The 16,096-nt window shown below is 65.9% G+C and carries 16 protein-coding genes; 7 read left to right on the forward strand and 9 right to left on the reverse strand.

Features of this window, described 5'->3' with window-relative positions:
* Nucleotides 1-152: 152 nt before the first annotated feature.
* Genes ML540_RS08845 through ML540_RS08855 form a run of 3 tightly spaced genes read left to right on the forward strand, consistent with a single transcriptional unit; the run spans nucleotide 153 to nucleotide 2,729 of the window.
* Nucleotides 153-1,193 carry an ABC transporter substrate-binding protein gene (locus ML540_RS08845; protein ID WP_243360090.1) on the forward strand — a complete coding sequence of 347 codons (1,041 nt, stop codon included), beginning with the start codon at nucleotides 153-155 and terminating at the stop codon, nucleotides 1,191-1,193.
* Complete coding sequence (locus ML540_RS08850; RefSeq protein WP_243360091.1) at nucleotides 1,181-1,891, forward strand: GTP-binding protein; 711 nt, start codon at nucleotides 1,181-1,183, stop codon at nucleotides 1,889-1,891. The genes ML540_RS08845 and ML540_RS08850 overlap by 13 nt, the downstream gene beginning before the upstream one ends.
* Nucleotides 1,881-2,729, forward strand: coding sequence for an ATP-binding cassette domain-containing protein (locus tag ML540_RS08855; protein ID WP_243360092.1), 849 nt, complete (start codon nucleotides 1,881-1,883; stop codon nucleotides 2,727-2,729). Before ML540_RS08850 ends, ML540_RS08855 begins: the two co-directional genes overlap by 11 nt.
* 509 nt (nucleotides 2,730-3,238) lie before the next feature.
* Here ML540_RS08855 and ML540_RS08860 read toward each other — a convergent pair.
* The 3 genes from ML540_RS08860 to pyk form a co-directional block, all read right to left on the reverse strand.
* Entirely contained in the window at nucleotides 3,239-3,883 is a 645-nt protein-coding gene (locus tag ML540_RS08860) for an HAD family hydrolase (RefSeq protein ID WP_243360093.1), read from the reverse strand.
* The gene (locus ML540_RS08865; RefSeq protein ID WP_243360094.1) at nucleotides 3,883-4,356 is read right to left on the reverse strand and encodes an L-2-amino-thiazoline-4-carboxylic acid hydrolase; all 474 of its coding nucleotides are present in this window, start codon (nucleotides 4,354-4,356) and stop codon (nucleotides 3,883-3,885) included. Before ML540_RS08865 ends, ML540_RS08860 begins: the two co-directional genes overlap by 1 nt.
* A 141-nt stretch (nucleotides 4,357-4,497) precedes the next feature.
* A complete protein-coding gene (gene pyk, locus ML540_RS08870; RefSeq protein ID WP_243360095.1) occupies nucleotides 4,498-5,916 on the reverse strand; it encodes a pyruvate kinase in 1,419 nt (472 codons plus the stop codon).
* 147 nt (nucleotides 5,917-6,063) lie between these two features.
* On the opposite strand from pyk, the gene ML540_RS08875 reads away from it, so the two are divergent.
* The 4 genes from ML540_RS08875 (at nucleotide 6,064) to ML540_RS08890 (ending at nucleotide 10,211) form a co-directional block, all read left to right on the forward strand.
* Entirely contained in the window at nucleotides 6,064-7,239 is a 1,176-nt protein-coding gene (locus ML540_RS08875) for a pyridoxal-phosphate-dependent aminotransferase family protein (RefSeq protein WP_243360097.1), read from the forward strand.
* A gap of 24 nt (nucleotides 7,240-7,263) precedes the next feature.
* On the forward strand, nucleotides 7,264-7,572 hold the full coding sequence (locus ML540_RS08880) for a DUF1844 domain-containing protein (RefSeq protein WP_243360099.1): 309 nt from the start codon (nucleotides 7,264-7,266) through the stop codon (nucleotides 7,570-7,572).
* A 111-nt stretch (nucleotides 7,573-7,683) separates the two neighbouring features.
* Nucleotides 7,684-8,736: an N-acetyl-gamma-glutamyl-phosphate reductase gene (argC, locus tag ML540_RS08885; protein WP_243360101.1), complete on the forward strand. Its 1,053-nt coding sequence runs from the start codon at nucleotides 7,684-7,686 to the stop codon at nucleotides 8,734-8,736.
* A gap of 179 nt (nucleotides 8,737-8,915) precedes the next feature.
* Complete coding sequence (locus ML540_RS08890) at nucleotides 8,916-10,211, forward strand: EAL and HDOD domain-containing protein (RefSeq protein WP_243360103.1); 1,296 nt, start codon at nucleotides 8,916-8,918, stop codon at nucleotides 10,209-10,211.
* A 15-nt stretch (nucleotides 10,212-10,226) separates the two neighbouring features.
* Here ML540_RS08890 and ML540_RS08895 read toward each other — a convergent pair whose 3' ends face one another.
* From ML540_RS08895 to ML540_RS08920, 6 genes are all read right to left on the reverse strand, one after another.
* Nucleotides 10,227-11,531, reverse strand: a complete 1,305-nt coding sequence (locus ML540_RS08895; protein ID WP_243360105.1) for a phenylacetate--CoA ligase family protein — start codon at nucleotides 11,529-11,531, stop codon at nucleotides 10,227-10,229.
* Nucleotides 11,532-11,600: 69 nt separating this feature from the next.
* The gene (locus tag ML540_RS08900; protein WP_243360106.1) at nucleotides 11,601-12,464 is read right to left on the reverse strand and encodes an EamA family transporter; all 864 of its coding nucleotides are present in this window, start codon (nucleotides 12,462-12,464) and stop codon (nucleotides 11,601-11,603) included.
* A 104-nt stretch (nucleotides 12,465-12,568) separates the two neighbouring features.
* Nucleotides 12,569-13,318, reverse strand: coding sequence for a pirin family protein (locus ML540_RS08905; RefSeq protein WP_243360107.1), 750 nt, complete (start codon nucleotides 13,316-13,318; stop codon nucleotides 12,569-12,571).
* Nucleotides 13,319-13,345: 27 nt separating this feature from the next.
* Nucleotides 13,346-14,125 carry a tryptophan synthase subunit alpha gene (trpA, locus tag ML540_RS08910; protein WP_243360853.1) on the reverse strand — a complete coding sequence of 260 codons (780 nt, stop codon included), beginning with the start codon at nucleotides 14,123-14,125 and terminating at the stop codon, nucleotides 13,346-13,348.
* Complete coding sequence (gene trpB, locus ML540_RS08915; protein ID WP_243360108.1) at nucleotides 14,122-15,300, reverse strand: tryptophan synthase subunit beta; 1,179 nt, start codon at nucleotides 15,298-15,300, stop codon at nucleotides 14,122-14,124. The genes trpA and trpB overlap by 4 nt, the downstream gene beginning before the upstream one ends.
* Nucleotides 15,301-15,367: 67 nt before the next feature.
* Entirely contained in the window at nucleotides 15,368-16,033 is a 666-nt protein-coding gene (locus tag ML540_RS08920; protein WP_243360856.1) for a phosphoribosylanthranilate isomerase, read from the reverse strand.
* Between the last annotated feature and the right edge of the window lie 63 nt (nucleotides 16,034-16,096).

The following is a 16,096-nucleotide window of genomic DNA, read 5'->3' on the forward strand; positions in this document are numbered from 1 at the left end:
GGCACGTCCGTTGCTCATTCCCCTTCACGCCGCGTGGGCCGGTCCCCTCAAAACCGCGCGCCTGCCCGCTCGCCGGGGGGCCGGCCCCCATAAGGCGTTACAAAAATGGAGACCTTTCGTACAAATTTGCGGCCATCCGCCAAAGGGGAACCATGAAAGCTCTCGACGACCTGATGCGCAGCGTCCAGGCCATGGGCCAGGAGGACGAGGCTCCGGCCCTGCCCGATACCCCGGTCGATCTGCTCCTCTACGCGCCCTGCCCGGTGAAGCTGGTGATGAAGGACGGAGTCGACGCCATCATCGCCGCCCACGCCGCGCAGGGCCTGGAACTCACCGCCCACATCCCCATGGGCTGCACCTCCATCGACCCCTACGACCCGGTGTACCGCGAGCCCGATCCGGCGAAGCTTCCGGGCATCATCGGTTCCATCGGCTTCGGGGACTTCTGGCGCAGGGAGTTCGTGGACGCCCACGTGCGCGCCGGGGTGTTCGAAGCGGCGCTCCCTGAGCGGGTAAGCCCGCTGCACGAGAAGGCCGGGCTCGTGGACCCGCGCGGGGCCTACACGGTCTACGGGGCCACGCCCTACGTCTTCATGGTGGACACCCGCCGCCTGGGGGACAAGCCAATCCCCCGCCGCTGGGAGGACATCCTGCATCCGCGGTATGCGGGCGAGGTGGTCATGTGCGGCGACGGCGACGACATGGCCGACGCCGTGGTGCTGAACCTCTACAAGGATTTCGGCATGCAGGGCCTGGAGGCCCTGGCAAGCGTCAGCAAGGGCCTCATGCACTCGTCCTCCATGGTGAAGTCCGCCGGGAGCCGGGACGAGGACGCCGGGGCAATCTACGTGATCCCGGCCTTCTTCGCCTTTTCCACCCGCCCGCCCGAGCACATCAAGGTCATCTGGCCCCAGGACGGCGCGGCGGCCAGCCCCCTCTATTTCCTGGCCAAAAAGAGCGAGCGGAAGCGCCTTGCGAGCCTGGCCGGATTCTTCGGGAGCGGGTTCGCGTCCATCGAGAGCGCGTCGTGGTTCGCGCCCATGGACGGTTCCGTGCCTTCCAGGCTGCCGGAAGGGGTGGCGCTCAAGTGGGTGGGCTGGGATTTCACCTGGGACAACGACGTGAGCGGCCTGCGCGACCAGCTGAACGTGCTGTTTCGGTCCATGGTGCGGAAGGGTTCATGCGGCTCATAACCGTGGCCGGACCGCCCTCATGCGGCAAGACGTCGGTGGTGGCCAGGGCCTGCGGTGCGCTCATGGGCCAGGGCACGGCCTGCGCCGTGGTCAAGTTCGACTGCCTGCAAAGTCGCGACGGCGAGCTCTACCGCGAGGCCGGTGTGCCCGCTAGCGTGACCCTCTCCGGCGGCCTGTGCCCGGACCACTTCTTCGCCACCAACCTGGAAGAGGCCTTCGCCTGGACCGGAGAGACCGGCGCGGAGGTGGGGATCATCGAGACCGCCGGGCTGTGCAACCGCTGCTCGCCGCACATCCGGGGAGCGCTTGGGGTGTGCGTCATCGACAACCTCATGGGCATCGACGCCCCGGAGAAGATCGGGCCCATGCTTCGCATGGCGGACATCGTCATCGTCACCAAGGGGGACCTGGTGTCCCAGGCCGAGCGGGAGGTGTACCGCTACCGCATCCGCCAAATGAACAGGCGGGCCGTGATCCGCCACGTAAACGGCCTTACGGGACAGGGCTGCGCCGAGCTGGCCGCTATCATGGCCCAGGCCCCGGAGGTCGCGTCGGTGACGGACATGAAGCTCCGGTTCTCCATGCCCGCTGCGGTCTGCTCGTATTGCCTGAGCGAGACGCGCATCGGCGGGCGCTACCAGAAGGGCAATGTGAAGAAGGCCCGGTTCGAGGAATTCGGAGGCGCGCATGCGGACTGAGGACACCCCCGTGGGGACGACAGGCGGCGGGGATACCGGCAGTGACGGCGAACTGGCGCACGGCGAGGCCCTGGCCTATACCCCCGACAGCATGACTCTCACGGCCGGGCGCGACAAGTCGGGCAACCCCGAGGCCGGGGACGTGGTGTTCCGTTCTGGCGAGATCACGGCGCTGCTGGGGCCGACCGGATCGGGCAAGAGCCGGTTTCTCTCGGACATCGAATCCCTGGCCTGCGGCGACACGCCCACCGGCCGGACGCTCAAGCTGGACGGGCGCGCCCCGGACGCGGACGAGCGATTCGCCCTGCAGGGCAGGCTGGTGGCCCAGCTGACCCAGAACATGAACTTCGTGCTGGACATGGGGGTGCGCGATTTCGTGCTGACCCACGCCAAGAGCCGCGAGGTGGAGGACCCTGAAGCGGCCGCGTCGCGGGTGCTTCAGGCGGCCAACGCCCTGGCGGGCGAGCCGTTCGGCCCGGGAGTGCAGCTGACGCAGCTCTCGGGCGGGCAGTCGCGGGCGCTCATGATCGCGGATACGGCGCTTTTAAGCTGGTCGCCGGTGCTCCTGATCGACGAGATCGAGAACGCGGGCGTGGACAAGAGAAGGGCGCTCGATCTCTTGCTGGCCAGCGACAAGATCATCGTCATCGCCACGCACGACCCCGTGCTGGCCCTGTCGGCGGACCGGAGGCTGGTGTTCGAGCACGGGGCGGTGAAGCTGGTTCAGACCCGCACCGGCGAGGAGGAGAGGGTGCTCGCCCGCCTGGAGGCCATGGAGGGGGAGATGTCGCGGGTAAGGGGGGTGTTGCGGCGAGGAGAAAGACTGCTTTTGGCTTGAGGATTTGTAGTTTTTGAAATTGCGAGGTATCAGGATGCGCTAGGAAGCTTCGAATTTCATGGGCGAGGGTTTCGCATGAATGCCGATTATGTATTATTTTCAGTCGTCATTGCGGCGATGGCAATAATGATGTTTTCGTTAGCAATGATTGTTTTTGTTCAAACTCAAGTGGTATTGTATTTGCGAAGAAGATACCCCGAGTGGTGGTCGAAAAATGGTTTCTTATTTCTGTTCTTTCCTCAATGGTTTGTGCCAGTTGATTCGTTTAAGGATGTGTTCAATGGAGAGAAATGGGTTGGGGCTGGTCCATGTGTATTTAATACGATAAAACAAATTAAAGAATTCGGAATAAATGAGGACGAAAGGTTCGATAGATATAAGTCAAGTATGTACAAATACGTTTGTTTGTTTTTGGGGACGTTTTTGGCATGCATTTGCTTCTTCGTGTTATGGGGTGTGCTCGCGATTATCCTGTCGAGGAAGTGAAGATCATCCGTTGTGAGCTGCGATTATATTAGCCTCAACAGCTCCTGCGGCCGGTCAATGAACACCTTTCCTCCGGCTGCCTCAAGCGTCGCCCGCTCCCTAAACCCCCAGGTGGCCCCCACCGGCGTCATCCCCGCGCCCAGCGCACACTTCACGTCCATGGGCGAATCGCCCAAAAACAAAAAATCCCCCGGCGGGATGCCGAGCTTTTCGGCGATGGCTTTCGCCCCCGTGGGATCGGGCTTGCGCGGGTATTTTTCCGACTCGCCCATCACGGCGGCCCAGGGCCAGCGCGAAAAGAAGTGCTCCATGGTCAGCTGGCAGAACTTGTCGGGCTTGTTCGACAGCACGCTGAGCGGCACCCCCTTCGCCACCAGCGCATCCAGCATCTCGGCGATGCCAGGGTAGGGGCGGGTCTTCACCTTCCAGTGGGTGGCGTATTCCTCGCGCATGCGCTCGAGAGCCCGGTCGAAGTCGTGCTGGGCGTCTTCGGGCAGGGCGCGGCGCACGAGCATGGCTACCCCGTCGCCCACGAACTGCTTGTAGCTTTCCATGGGGTGCGTGGGATAGCCCAGCGCGGCCAGGACGTTGTTGCCCGCGTCGGCCAAGTCTTCCAGGGTGTCCAGCAGGGTTCCGTCCAAGTCAAAAATCACGGCACGGGCAGACATCAATCCCTCCAGGTGAATCGGAAGCGGCAGCGGTCGGCCCCTTCTCCGATGGTATCCGAGCGCGCCATGGAGATGTGTCCGCTGTAGGCCTTGGCGAAGGGCTCGTCGCGGCAGCAGGAGATGGTCGCGACAAGCTCCTCGGGCAGTCCCATCTCGCGGTATTTCTCCACGTAGGTGCAGCGGGTCACCTCGAAGGAGAGCTCCTTCCCGTCGGCGCGGACGTTTTCGATCGTGAGCGCCCCGGTTCCGCTCCACAGTTCGAGCACGGTCTTGAAGTGTTCGAAACCGGGGCCGCCGTCCTCCGGCGGGGCGCAGGCGGCGAAGGCTCGCCCGGCCTGGGCGGCCAGGGATTTCGCGGCCTGGATCACCGCCCCCAGGGCGGCCTGTTGGCCCAGCGTTTCGGACAGGGTTGCGTACATGGCCCGGAAGATGTTCGCTTCCACGAGCCTCTGTTCCAGAAGAGTAATGTTCATGCGCGGCACCTTGGCACTGCCCGAAGCTCACTGCGATACCCGCGAAGCGATACAGGATTCCAAAGGAGCGAAGTTCCTTTGGCGGGAGAGTGCAGAGAGGGCAGCGCCCTCTCTGCCCGCCGGAGGCTCTTCTCTTCCTCTCTACTTGTAATACAGCTTGATCTGGTTGGTGAACCGCTCGGTCTGGCCCGGGGTGGGCTGGCCGGCGGTGATGGCCACGGACTCGCCATGCTTGAAATCCTCGCATTCGGCCACGAACTTCTCGGCGCGCTTCATGTGGCTCTCGTTGGTGGCCTCGATGATCCTGGGCTGCACGCCCCAGACGAAGTTCATGTAGTGGATGACCCGCTCGTCGGGCGTGAGGGCGTAGATGGGCAGGTTGGGGCGGCGCGAGGACAGTAGCCGCGCCGTGGAGCCCGAGAGCGAGTGGCTCACCAGGGCCTTGGACTCGGCGTTGTCGGCCAGGATGCAGGCGGCGTAGGCCAGGTACTTGGCGGGATTCTTTTCCCTTTTCGGCGCATACGGCCCCTGGATGCGCTCCAGGTAGTAGTCCACGGCGTTGTCGGAGATTTCGCGCATGTACTCCACGGCCTTGACCGGGAAATCGCCCACGGCGGTCTCCTCGGAGAGCATGACGCAGTCGGCCCCGTCCATGATGGCGTTGGCCACGTCGGTGGATTCGGCCCGGGTGGGGATGGGGTTCTTGACCATGGAGAGGAGCATCTGGGTGGCCACGATGGCCGGTTTCTGGGCGTGGCGGCAGGCCCGGATGATCTTCTTCTGGATGATGGGGAGCTCCGCGATGGGGCATTCGGTGCCCAGGTCGCCCCGGGCCACCATGACCACGTCGGTGAGGGCCAGGATCTCGTCCAGGCGGTCCACGGCGTTCTGGCGCTCCAGCTTGGCCACCACCGGCACCCAGACGTCGTGCTTTTTTATCTCGTTCTTGATGTGGCGGATGTCCTCGCCGTTCTGCACGAAGGAGATGGCCACGGCGTTGAGCCCAATTTCCAGGCCCTCGTGCAGGTCCTTGATGTCCTTTTCGGTGAGGGCGGGCAGGGAGTGGTGCTTGCCGGGGAAGGCGATGCCCTTGCGCGAGGAGAGCACGCCCGCGTTCAGGGCCACCATCTCGTAGAGGCGGTCCTGCTTGACGGCCCGGGTGACGGTGAACTGGAGCATGCCGTCGGAGAGGTTCACTGGCATGCCCGGCTCGAGTCCGGCCAGCAGCGCGGGCACGTCCAGCGGCACGAAGAGCCCTTCCTGGCCCGGGTTTTCACCCGGCAGGCCAAGGCGCAGGATCTGCCCCTTGTCCACCTGGCGGGGGGCGTTCTCGATCTCGCCGATGCGGGTCTTGGGGCCGCACAGGTCGCCCAGGGCGGTGAGCGGCTTGCCCAGTTCCGACTCCACGTCCCGGATGATCTTGATGATGGGCTCGAAGTCCGCGGCCACGGAATGGGAGAAGTTCAGCCTGAAGATGCTGGCGCCGGCCAGGGCCAGCGCCTTGATGGATTCGCGCGACATGGAGGCCGGGCCCAGGGTGGCGATTATCTTGGTGGTCATGGCATGCTCCAAAAAAGGGTTCAGGCGTATGCATACCGGAAGGGGTCCCGGAAGTGTATCAAAAAATGCCTTTTTCGGACCACTTGCATAAAGCGGATGCGCTTTGGCGGGCTTTTGTGTAAAACCTCGCCAGCGAGGACGTCATCCATGCTCAACAAACAAAGACTGCTCACTCCCGGCCCCACGCCCCTGCCCGAAGAGGTGCGCCTGGCCATGGCCCGGGACATGGTCCACCACCGCAAGCCCGCCTTCCTGCCCGTGATGCAGGACGTGCGCGCCGGGCTCAAATACCTGTTCGGGACCTCCCAGGAAGTCATGCCCCTGTCGTGCTCCGGCACCGGGGCCATGGCCGCCGCCGTCACCAACCTGTTCGCCCCCGGCGAGAAGATTCTGTGCATCGAGGGCGGCAAGTTCGGCGAGCGCTGGGGAGAAATCTGCGACATGCACGGCCAGGTGGCCGTACGCATGCCCGTGGAGTGGGGCACCGCCGTGGACCCCGAGGCCGTGCGCGCGGCTCTCGACGCCGACCCCGGGATCAAGGGCGTGTGCGTGCAGGCCTCCGAGACTTCTACGGGCGTCCTGCACCCGGTGAAGGAGCTGGCCCAGGTCACCGGGGGGATCGGGGGGCGCGACGTGCTCCTGGTGGTGGACGGCATCTCGGCCGTGGGCATTTCCCCATGCCCCATGGACGAATGGGAGCTGGACTGCCTGCTCACGGGCTCCCAGAAAGGGCTCATGCTGCCGCCTGGCTTGGCCTTCATCGCCTGCTCGGACAAGGCCTGGGCCAAGTGCGCCAAGGTCCGGCCGTCCAACTTCTATTTCCAGCTTATGGGCGAGCGCGAGAAGATCGCCAAGAACCAGACCATGTTCACCTCCTCGGTGGGCCTTCTGGTGGGCCTGCGCGAGAGTTTGAAGCTCTTTCAGGAGTTCGGCCTGGAGAACCTCTTCCGCAAGCAGTGGGCCCTGACCATGATGGCCCGGGCTGGGGCTGCGGCCATGGGCCTGGAACTCTTGGCCAAGGACCGTTTCACCTGGGGGCTCACGGCCATCCGCATGCCGCTGGGCGTGGACGGCTCGGCCGTGGTCAAGGCCGCCGCCAATGATTATGGAGTGGTACTGGCCGCCGGGCAGGGTCATATGAAGGACCAGGTGGTGCGCCTGGGCCACATGGGCCATGTGGATTTCGGCGACGTGCTGGCCGGGCTCGCCGCCTTCCGGGCCGCGTTCACGGCCTCGGGCGGCTTCGTGGGCTGCCCGGACGTGCTGGAGCAGGCCATGAACGCCTACGCCAAGGCCATGGAATCCGGCCCGCCGGCCAAGTAGAAGAAGCATCCCGAGGAGCGTCCCATGAACCAGGACAACAAGTGCGGCGACTGCCCCGACGGGCAGGCCGACTACGCCGGAATCTGTCTGCCCCAGGTGGAGTTCACCACCTTCGTCTATTCCCTGGCCTCGGCGGCCATGGTGCACCTGGGCGAGATGCCCGAGCCCGAGTCCGGCCAGGTGGCCGTGAACATCCCCCTGGCCAAGCACACCATCGACACCCTGGCCATGCTGGAAGAGAAGACCAAGGGCAATCTGACCGCGGACGAGGCCAAGCAGGTGGCCGACATCCTGGGGCACCTGCGCATGCTGTGCGTGCGCAAGAACGGCTGACGCCGCGTTTTCGCGCGTCCGGGCAAGCCTGGGCGCGATGACAGGAACGTGACCGTATCGCCGGCGGACGAGCGCCCCGCGCTTTCCGTGGCGGACACGAGGAGAGATATCATGTCCAGGATTCCCGTCGGGCTGGTGGGCGTCACCGGCTACACAGGCATGGAACTGGCCAGGCTGCTGGCCGTGCACCCCTCGCTCGAACTGGTGCGGGCCACCTCGCGCACGGACGCGGGTAAGCCCCTGTCCGAGATCTATCCGTTCGTGCAGGGCACCCGCCTGGGCAAGCTGGTCCTGACCGAGCCCGACCCCAAGGACCTGGCGGAGTCCTGCCAGCTGGTGTTTCTGGCCGTGCCCCACGGGGCGGCCATGGATACCGCCGCCGAACTGTTGGCCGCCGGCCTGCGGGTGGTGGACCTCTCCGCCGACTTCCGCCTGCGCGACCCCTCGGTCTACGCCCAGTGGTACGCCCTGCAGCACCGCCATCCGGCCCTCATCGACGAAGCCGTGTACGGCCTACCCGAGCGCTACGCCGACAAGATCGCCAAGGCCCGGCTCATCGCCAACCCCGGCTGCTACCCCACGTCGGTGATTCTGGGGCTCTGGCCCGCCCTGGCCGCCGGGCTCATCGACCCCGAGGACATCGTGTGCGACTCCAAGTCCGGCGCTTCCGGGGCCGGGCGCAAGCCGGGCACGGCCACGCTCTTCTGCGAGATCCACGACTCCTTCCGGGCCTACTCGCTGGCCAAGCACCGCCACACCCCCGAAATCGAGCAGGAGCTGGGCTTCGTGGCCGGACGCGACATGACCGTGTCCTTCAACCCGCACATCCTGCCCATCGACCGGGGCATTCTCTCCACCATCTACGCCAAGCTCAAGGGCGGCGTGACCCAGGAGGGCGTGCGCGGGGTCTACGAGCGCCACTACGCCGACCACGGCTGGGTGCGGGTGCTGCCCTCGGGCAAGCTGCCCGAGACGCGCTTCGTGCGGGGGACCATGTTCTGCGACATCGGCCTCGTGGTCGATCCGCGCACGGACCGGCTCATCATCTGCTCGGCCATCGACAACGTGTGCCGGGGCGCGTCCGGACAGGCCCTGGCCTGCGCCAACCTGATGCTGGGCCTGGACATGGGCGAGGGCCTGGCCCTGTCGCCCTTCATGCCCTAGGGGCTCGACATCGGAGCCTTCCCGCGCGGATCGCGGTTGAAGTCGCCTGAAGGAGCTGGTGGCACTCTTCACGTTCAGGTCCCTGCCTTGCCGGGCGCGACCAGGGGAAACGTGATTTGACTTCCGGCGTCTTTTCAGGCCCAAGGTTGGCAAGAGGCGTAGCGAATTCGCGAGGGATCATGGATTCCGCTGAATACAAGGCAAAAGGCGAAGGCTTTCAGGAGCAGGTGTTCGTGGCCCGCCAGCCCATCTTCGACACGAAGATGAAGGTCTGGGGGTACGAGCTGCTCTACCGCCACGCCGGCGAAGCGGGCGAGGCCAGTTTCGCCGACGGCGACATGGCCACCTCCCAGGTCATTGCCGACGGGGTGACCCTTGGCCGCACCGGGCTTGCGCCTGGCGAGAAGACCCTGGTCAACTTCCCGGAGAAGCTCCTGCTGGCTGGCTTCGGCTTCGCCCTGCCGCCCGAGAGCTGCGTCATCGAGATTCTGGAGACCGTCACCCCCTCGCCCGAAATTCTGGCCGCCCTGGGCAAGCTCAAGCACGCGGGCTACACCCTGGCCCTGGACGACTTCGTGGGCCAGCCCGAGCACGCCCCGTTTTTGGAAGTGGCCGACATCGTCAAGGTGGACGTGCTGGGCACGCCGCCCGGCGACCTGCCCAGGCTGGCAGCCAAGCTCGGCGGGGGCAAGAGGACGCTTCTGGCCGAGAAGGTCGAGGACGCGGCCATGCACCTGCGGGCCCTGGACATGGGCTTCTCGCTCTTCCAGGGGTACTTCTTCCAGAAGCCCGAGCTGGTGCAGGGCCGCAAGATGTCCAGCTCGGAGATGAGCAAGCTCAAGCTCTTGAAGGAGCTGGCCGACGAGGATTTCGACCCGGGCAAGGTCTCCCGGATCATCGAGACGGACCTGTCGCTCTCCTACCGGCTGCTGCGCTACATCAATTCGGCCTCGTTCGGGCGTCGCGACGCCATCGACTCCATCCGCCAGGCCATCATGGTGCTGGGGCAGCGCAACCTCTCCAAGTGGCTCCAGGCCGTGCTCATGAGCGACCTGAACCCCACGCCCAAGGGCAAGGAACTGGTGTTTTTGTCCGTGCGCCGGGCCAAGTTCCTGGAGCTTCTGGGCCGCATGCTGCGTGAGCCTCCGGCCCGCCCGGACGCCCTTTTCGTGCTGGGGCTTTTCTCGCTGCTCGATGCGCTGCTGGGCCAGCCCATGGACGAGATCATAAAGGACCTTCCCCTGACAGCGGAGCTGGCTGAAGCCCTCAAGGGCGGGCAGAACCAGGCACGGGAGCTCCTGACCCTGGCCGAGGGCCTGGAGCAGGCCGACTGGAAGAGCGTCAAGGTCGTTCTGGACGCGCTCAAGGTTCCGGCCGTCACCGCCTCGGCCCTGCAGGCCGACGCCCTGCGCTTCGCCGGGGAGCTCGTGCGCGACGTGTGCACGCTTCCACCCGCCAAAGGCGCGGGACGGTAGAGGGAAGGCTTTCGCCTAGGCCTGCTCCCCCGCCTCGCGGTCGTCCACCACGCGCTTGGTCTTGCCGAAGCTGCGGGGCAGCTCGCCCTGGCCCGTCACCTCCACCCAGGCCCGCACCATCACCTGCTTGCGCAGCTCTTCGCTCACGGACTCGGAGAGGTTCTGGTCGTAGGCCGCGTCCACCTCGGGGCGGCGCTCCACCTGCAGGAGCATCTGGTCCTTTCCCGCCTTGCGGAACAGGTGGATGCGGAACTCGCTGCCCAGCTCCCGAAAATGCTCGATCACGGCCGCGATCTGGCCGGGGTAGATGTTCACGCCACGGAAGATGAACATGTCGTCGGAGCGGCCCAGGATCTTGTCGTGGCGCGGCAGGCTCACCCCGCAGGAACACCGGCCCGGGATGAGCCGGGTCAGATCCCGGGTGCGGTAGCGGATCAGCGGCGCGGCTTCCTTCTTGAGGGTGGTCACCACCATCTCGCCCACCTCGCCGGGGGCCACCGGCATAAGCGTCTCCGGATCAAGTATCTCCAGGATGTACAGGTCCGCCCAGTAGTGGACGCCCTCGTGGGCCCGGCATTCGAGCCCGGTGCCCGGGCCGTAGAGCTCTGTCATGCCCACGATGTCGAAGCTCTCCTCGATGCCCAGCATGTCCTGGAAGCGGGCGCGCATCTTGGGGGAGTGGGTCTCGGCCCCGAAGATGGCCCGCTTGAGGGCGATCTTGTCCTTCAGGTGGCGCTTCTGCACCTCCTCCGCCATGAGCAGCGCCATGGACGCCGTGGAGCACAGCACCGTGGACTTCACGTCCTCCAGGAGCTGCAGGTGTATCTCCATGTTCCCGGGGCCCACGGGCACGGCCATGGCCCCGAAGTGCTCGCAGCCCAGCTGGAAGCCCGCGCCGGCCGTCCACAGGCCGTAGCCCACCGCGATCTGCACCCGGTCCAGGGTGGTGAGTCCGGCCAGCTCGTAGCAGCGGGCGAACATGTGCTTCCAGGTGTCGATGTCCGCCTGGGTGTAGGCCAGCACCTTGCGCTTGCCCGTGGTGCCGCTGGAGGCGTGCACGCGCACCACTTGGTCCTCGGGCACGGACAGAAGCGGCAGGGGATAGCCCTCGCGCAGGTCCTCCACGGTGGTGAAGGGCAGGCTCGGAAGGTCCTCAAGGCCGAGCTCGATGCCCGGCTCCCATCCCGCGCCCGCGAGCTTCCTGCGGTAGGCCGGGCTGCCGGCGTAGGCGTGGTTGAGGGTCCAGTTGAGCCCGGCGGCCTGTTTGGCGGCCAGTTCGTCCTGGGAAAGGTCTGGAAGGAAGCGATGGGAAGTGGACATGTGCGGCCCGGATGTCGAAAGGTTTCAAATTGTTGCCCGGCAGCCCCGTGGAGCCGCGCAGGGCTGAGCCTAGCCCAAAAGCGCGATGAGAAAAACCCCCAGCACCATGAGCGCCGCGCCGGACAGGCGCTCGCGCACCTGCCCCTCTCCCAGGATCAGCCAGCCCAGGAGCACCGCGAACACGGCGCTCATGCGCTTCACAGCGATCACGTAGGGCACGATGGCCACCGTCAGCGAATACATCTGCACCGTGCAGGTCACGGCCTCGAGGAATCCCGTGGCCGCCAGTTCCAGCGGCTTGTGGCGCACCTGCCCGAAGCCGCGCTTGCTGAGCATCCAGACGATGGGGGTCAGGCAGACGGTGGTGAAGCCGAAGGCGCACATGATCCAGAAGAGCGGGGATGAATGGAGCAGCCCGATCTTGTCTATGTTGGCCGACACCGACCACAGAAAGGCCACCAGGAGCATGAGCCGCGCGCCCTTGTCCCGCATCAGCGCCCGGAAAGGCCCCAGCAGCCCGCTACGCGCATGGCCCAGGTTCAACACGTACGACCCGCCCACGATGCACACGATGCCCACGATCCCGGCCGGGTCTGGGGTCTCGCCCAGCATGATGGGCGAGGTGGCCAGAAGAAACAGCGGCGTGGCCGTGAGCATGGGCGCTGCCAGGGAAAGGTCGGACGACTCCAGCGCCAGCACGTAGCAGGAGAGCGTGACCGACGCGAGCGGCCCCGTGACCGCGAGAGCCGTCCAGAAGCCCGCGTCCAGGGCGGGGATTCCCTCCCGCAGGGCCAGGGGCGCAAGGAAGAGCGTGGTGGTCAGGCAATAGGACCAGACCACCACCGGGGCTTCCACCCCCGCGACGCTGCGCTTCAGGTACAGATCCTTCACGGCCTGGCTGAAGGCCGCGATCAGCATGAGAAAAACCCACATTCCGGTATCGTGTCCTCGCGGTCCACCGGAACGAATCGTGGGTGCAACCGGGAAAATTGGTTGTGCCCCCGGGAACCACGAACATGTTTCCCGAGGGCGTGAGCCTAGCGCGCCGCGACTCCCCTGAGGGTGCGCCCGTCGTAGCCGAAGCCCTTGCAGGAGGGTGAGTCTATGAGCACGATCTCCGTCTCCTCCACGGCCTTGAGGATGACCGCTGTCTGCAGGTCCACCCGCACCTGGTCGCCCTGCACGGCCATGACGTCGTCCACCGTGAGCCGCCCGGTCGCCAGGTAGATGAACACCCGGCGCGACTCGTCGCAGTCGAAGCGCAGGGTGGTGCCCGCGTCCAGGGCCGCCCGGTAGATGGTGGCGTCGGTCTGGAAGGTGACCACGCCGGGAATCCCCTGGCCCGAGGCCACCGGGCGCAGGTGGTTGTGCCAGGACGCCTCCTCGAACTCTCGCTGGTCGTAGGAGGGCTCGGCGCCCAGCACGTCCGGGAAGAACCATATCTGGTAAAAGTGCGCCGGTTCGTGCCCCAGGTTGTACTCGGAGTGGGTCAGCCCCGTGCCCGCGCTCATGCGCTGCACCTCGCCCGCCTTGATCACCGTGCGGTTGCCCATGGAGTCCGCATGGGTGATCTCGCCCGAGAGCGGGATGGTCACGATCTCCATCTCCCGGTGCGGGTGGGTGGGAAAGCCCGTTCCCGGGGCCACCACGTCGTCGTTGAACACGCGCAGGGCCCCGAACTGGATGTTGTCCGGGTCGTAGTAGTCCGAGAACGAGAACAGCCAGTAGGTCCTCAGCCAGTTGAAGTCAGAGTAGTGGCGGGTAGCCGCCGGTATGCGACGGATCATGGCGCACCTCCGTGCCCCTCCATAACCCTACTTGCCGCCGCTTAGCCAGCCTCCCATGAACTTGGCCGCGTCGCCGCCCGCGTCGATCATCTTGATCAGCGCCGAGCCGATGACCACCGCGTCGATCAGGTCCCCGAAGGGGGCCACCTGCTCCGGGCGCGAGATGCCGAAACCCAGGGCGACGGGCACCTTGAACAGGGGGCGCACCTCGCCGAGCTTGGCCAGCACCTCCTGGGGCAGGCTCTCGCGCACGCCCGTGGTGCCCAGCACGGACACGAAGTACACGAAGCCCCTGGCCGCCTCGGCATACATGGCCAGGCGTTCCTTGGGAGTGTTCAGCCCGATCAGGCAGACGAGTTCCACGCCCGTGCCTTCGAGCGCCGCGCGGATGGGCCCCATCTCTTCGATGGGCAGGTCCGGGATGATGAGCCCGGCCACTCCGGCGGCGGCGCAGTCGCGCCCGAGCTTTTCCAGGCCGTACTGCAGGAAGGGGTTGTAATAGCCCATGAGCACGATACCGGCCTTGAATCCGCCCTTGCGCTTTTGAAGCTCGGAAAGGATCCAGGCCAGGTTCACGCCGCGCGTAAGGCAGTCCAGGCTGGCCTTCTCCACCACAGGGCCGTCGGCCACCGGATCGGAGAAGGGCACGCCGATCTCGATCACGTCGGCCCCTCCGGAGTCCAGGGCGGCGATTTCGTCCCAGAAGCGGGCGCCGTCCGGGAAACCGGCGGGCAGGTAGGGGATGACGGCCTTGCGGCCGGATGCGTTGGCGGCCTGTATGCGCTCTGTAAGAATGGACATTGCTATGCCTTCCCTTTCTTCTCGTACTCTTCGATGATGCCGATATCCTTGTCGCCGCGCCCGGACAGGCAGACCATCACGTGGCTGTCCTTGGGGATGCTGCCTGCGTTTTCCAGCACCCAGGCCACCGCGTGGGAGCTCTCAAGGGCCGGGATGATGCCTTCTGTCCTGCACAGGGTGTGGAAGGCGTTCAGGGCTTGGCCGTCGTTGATGGTGCCGTAGGCGGCGCGCCCACTGTCCTGAAGCCCGGCGTGCTCGGGGCCCACGCCCGGATAGTCCAGGCCCGGCGCGATGGAGTGCGAGGGCATGATCTGGCCCTCCGGGGTCTGCAGCAGCATGCTCATGGCCCCGTGCAGCACGCCCGGCGTGCCCAGATTGAGCGGAGCGGAGTTGTCGCAGCCGGGCTCGCCGGTGCCGGCGGCCTCGACGCCCACCAGCTTGACCTCGGTGTGGGGAACGAATTCGTGGAAGGCCCCGATGGCGTTGGAGCCGCCGCCCACGCAGGCCACCACGTAGTCCGGCAGGCGGCCTATCTTGCGCATGAACTGGGCCTTGGCCTCGCGGCTGATCACGGCCTGGAACTCGCGGACCAGCTGCGGGAACGGATGCGGCCCGGCCGCCGTGCCGAAGCAGTAGTGGGTGGTGCGCTGGTCCGCGATCCAGCGGCGCAGCGCCGCGTTGATGGCGTCCTTCAGGGTCTGGGTGCCGGAGTCGATGGGCACCACAGTGGCGCCGAGAAGGCCCATGCGGCGCACGTTGTGGGACTGGCGCACCACGTCGGTCGCCCCCATGTACACCACGCACTCCAGGCCCAGCATGGCCGCGGCCGTGGCCGTGGCCACGCCGTGCATGCCCGCGCCCGTCTCGGCCAGAAGCACCGACTTGCCCATGTGCTTGCACAAAAGCCCCTGGCCCAGGGCGTTGTTGATCTTGTGCGCGCCCGTGTGGTTCAGGTCCTCGCGCTTGAGCCAGAGGTTGAATCCGAGTTTGTTGGAGAGGTTGGGGCAGCGGTACAGGGCAGAGGGCCTGCCCACGTAGTCCTCCAGGACGGACTGGAATTCCGCCTGGAAGGCCTGGCTGGGGACGATGGTGTTCATGGCCTGCTCGATTTCGAGGAGGGGCGGCATGAGCAGTTCGGGAACGAACATCCCGCCGAATTTGCCGAAATAACCTTTTTGCATGGGGATTTGCCTCCGGCGGCCAGAGAGGAAACTTTTTGAAAAAAAGTTTGCCTCTTTGGACTCTCCTTCAAAAACTTTTAATTATGTGTAGCGCTTGAGTAACTCTGGAAATGTCTTTGACGCCCGGAGAGGATTCGACTCCGGAGTTGAGGTCCAGTCCGGCGGGATGAGCTTCCCGCAGGGCCAGGGCCGCGTTGTCCGGGGAGAGCCCTCCGGCCAGGAGCCACGGCTTCGGGGCGCGAAGCCCGGAGAGCGCGGCGAAATCGAGGCTCTTGCCGTGGCCGCCGCCGGATGTGCCCGAATCGAGCAGCATCAGGGCGCAGGAGTGCGTGAAACGGTCCATGTCGCGCTCAAGAGCCTCGAGTGCGGCGGCCGGGTCCACGGTCCCGGCCTGCGCGATCGGGTTGGGCGAACCAACAACGAGATACCGCTGCGGCCAGAACACCTTGATGACCCGCTCGTGGCCGACTGTCCGGCAGAAGGCCTCGTCCTGCCCGGCGTGGAGCTGGGCGTAATCGAGCCCGGCCGCTTCCATGATCCGGTTCACCGCGTCGGCGTCCTGCTCAACGAACACGCCGACGCGCTTGGCCCGCCCGCGTGCTATCGACGCCACGTGCTCCGGCGTGACCCTTCGCGGGCTCTTGGCCGCGAAGATGAAGCCGAGCAGGTCCACGCCCAGGCCGTCCAGGGCTTTGACCTGTTCGGGTAACGTCATGCCGCAGACTTTCACCAGGCGGCTCACGACGCGTCTCCATACGGGTTTCCAAAGGGACTTGTCCCTTTGGCCGCCGGAGGC

This window comes from Fundidesulfovibrio terrae, assembly GCF_022808915.1.
In the GTDB taxonomy this organism is placed as follows: Bacteria; Desulfobacterota; Desulfovibrionia; order Desulfovibrionales; family Desulfovibrionaceae; genus Fundidesulfovibrio; species Fundidesulfovibrio terrae.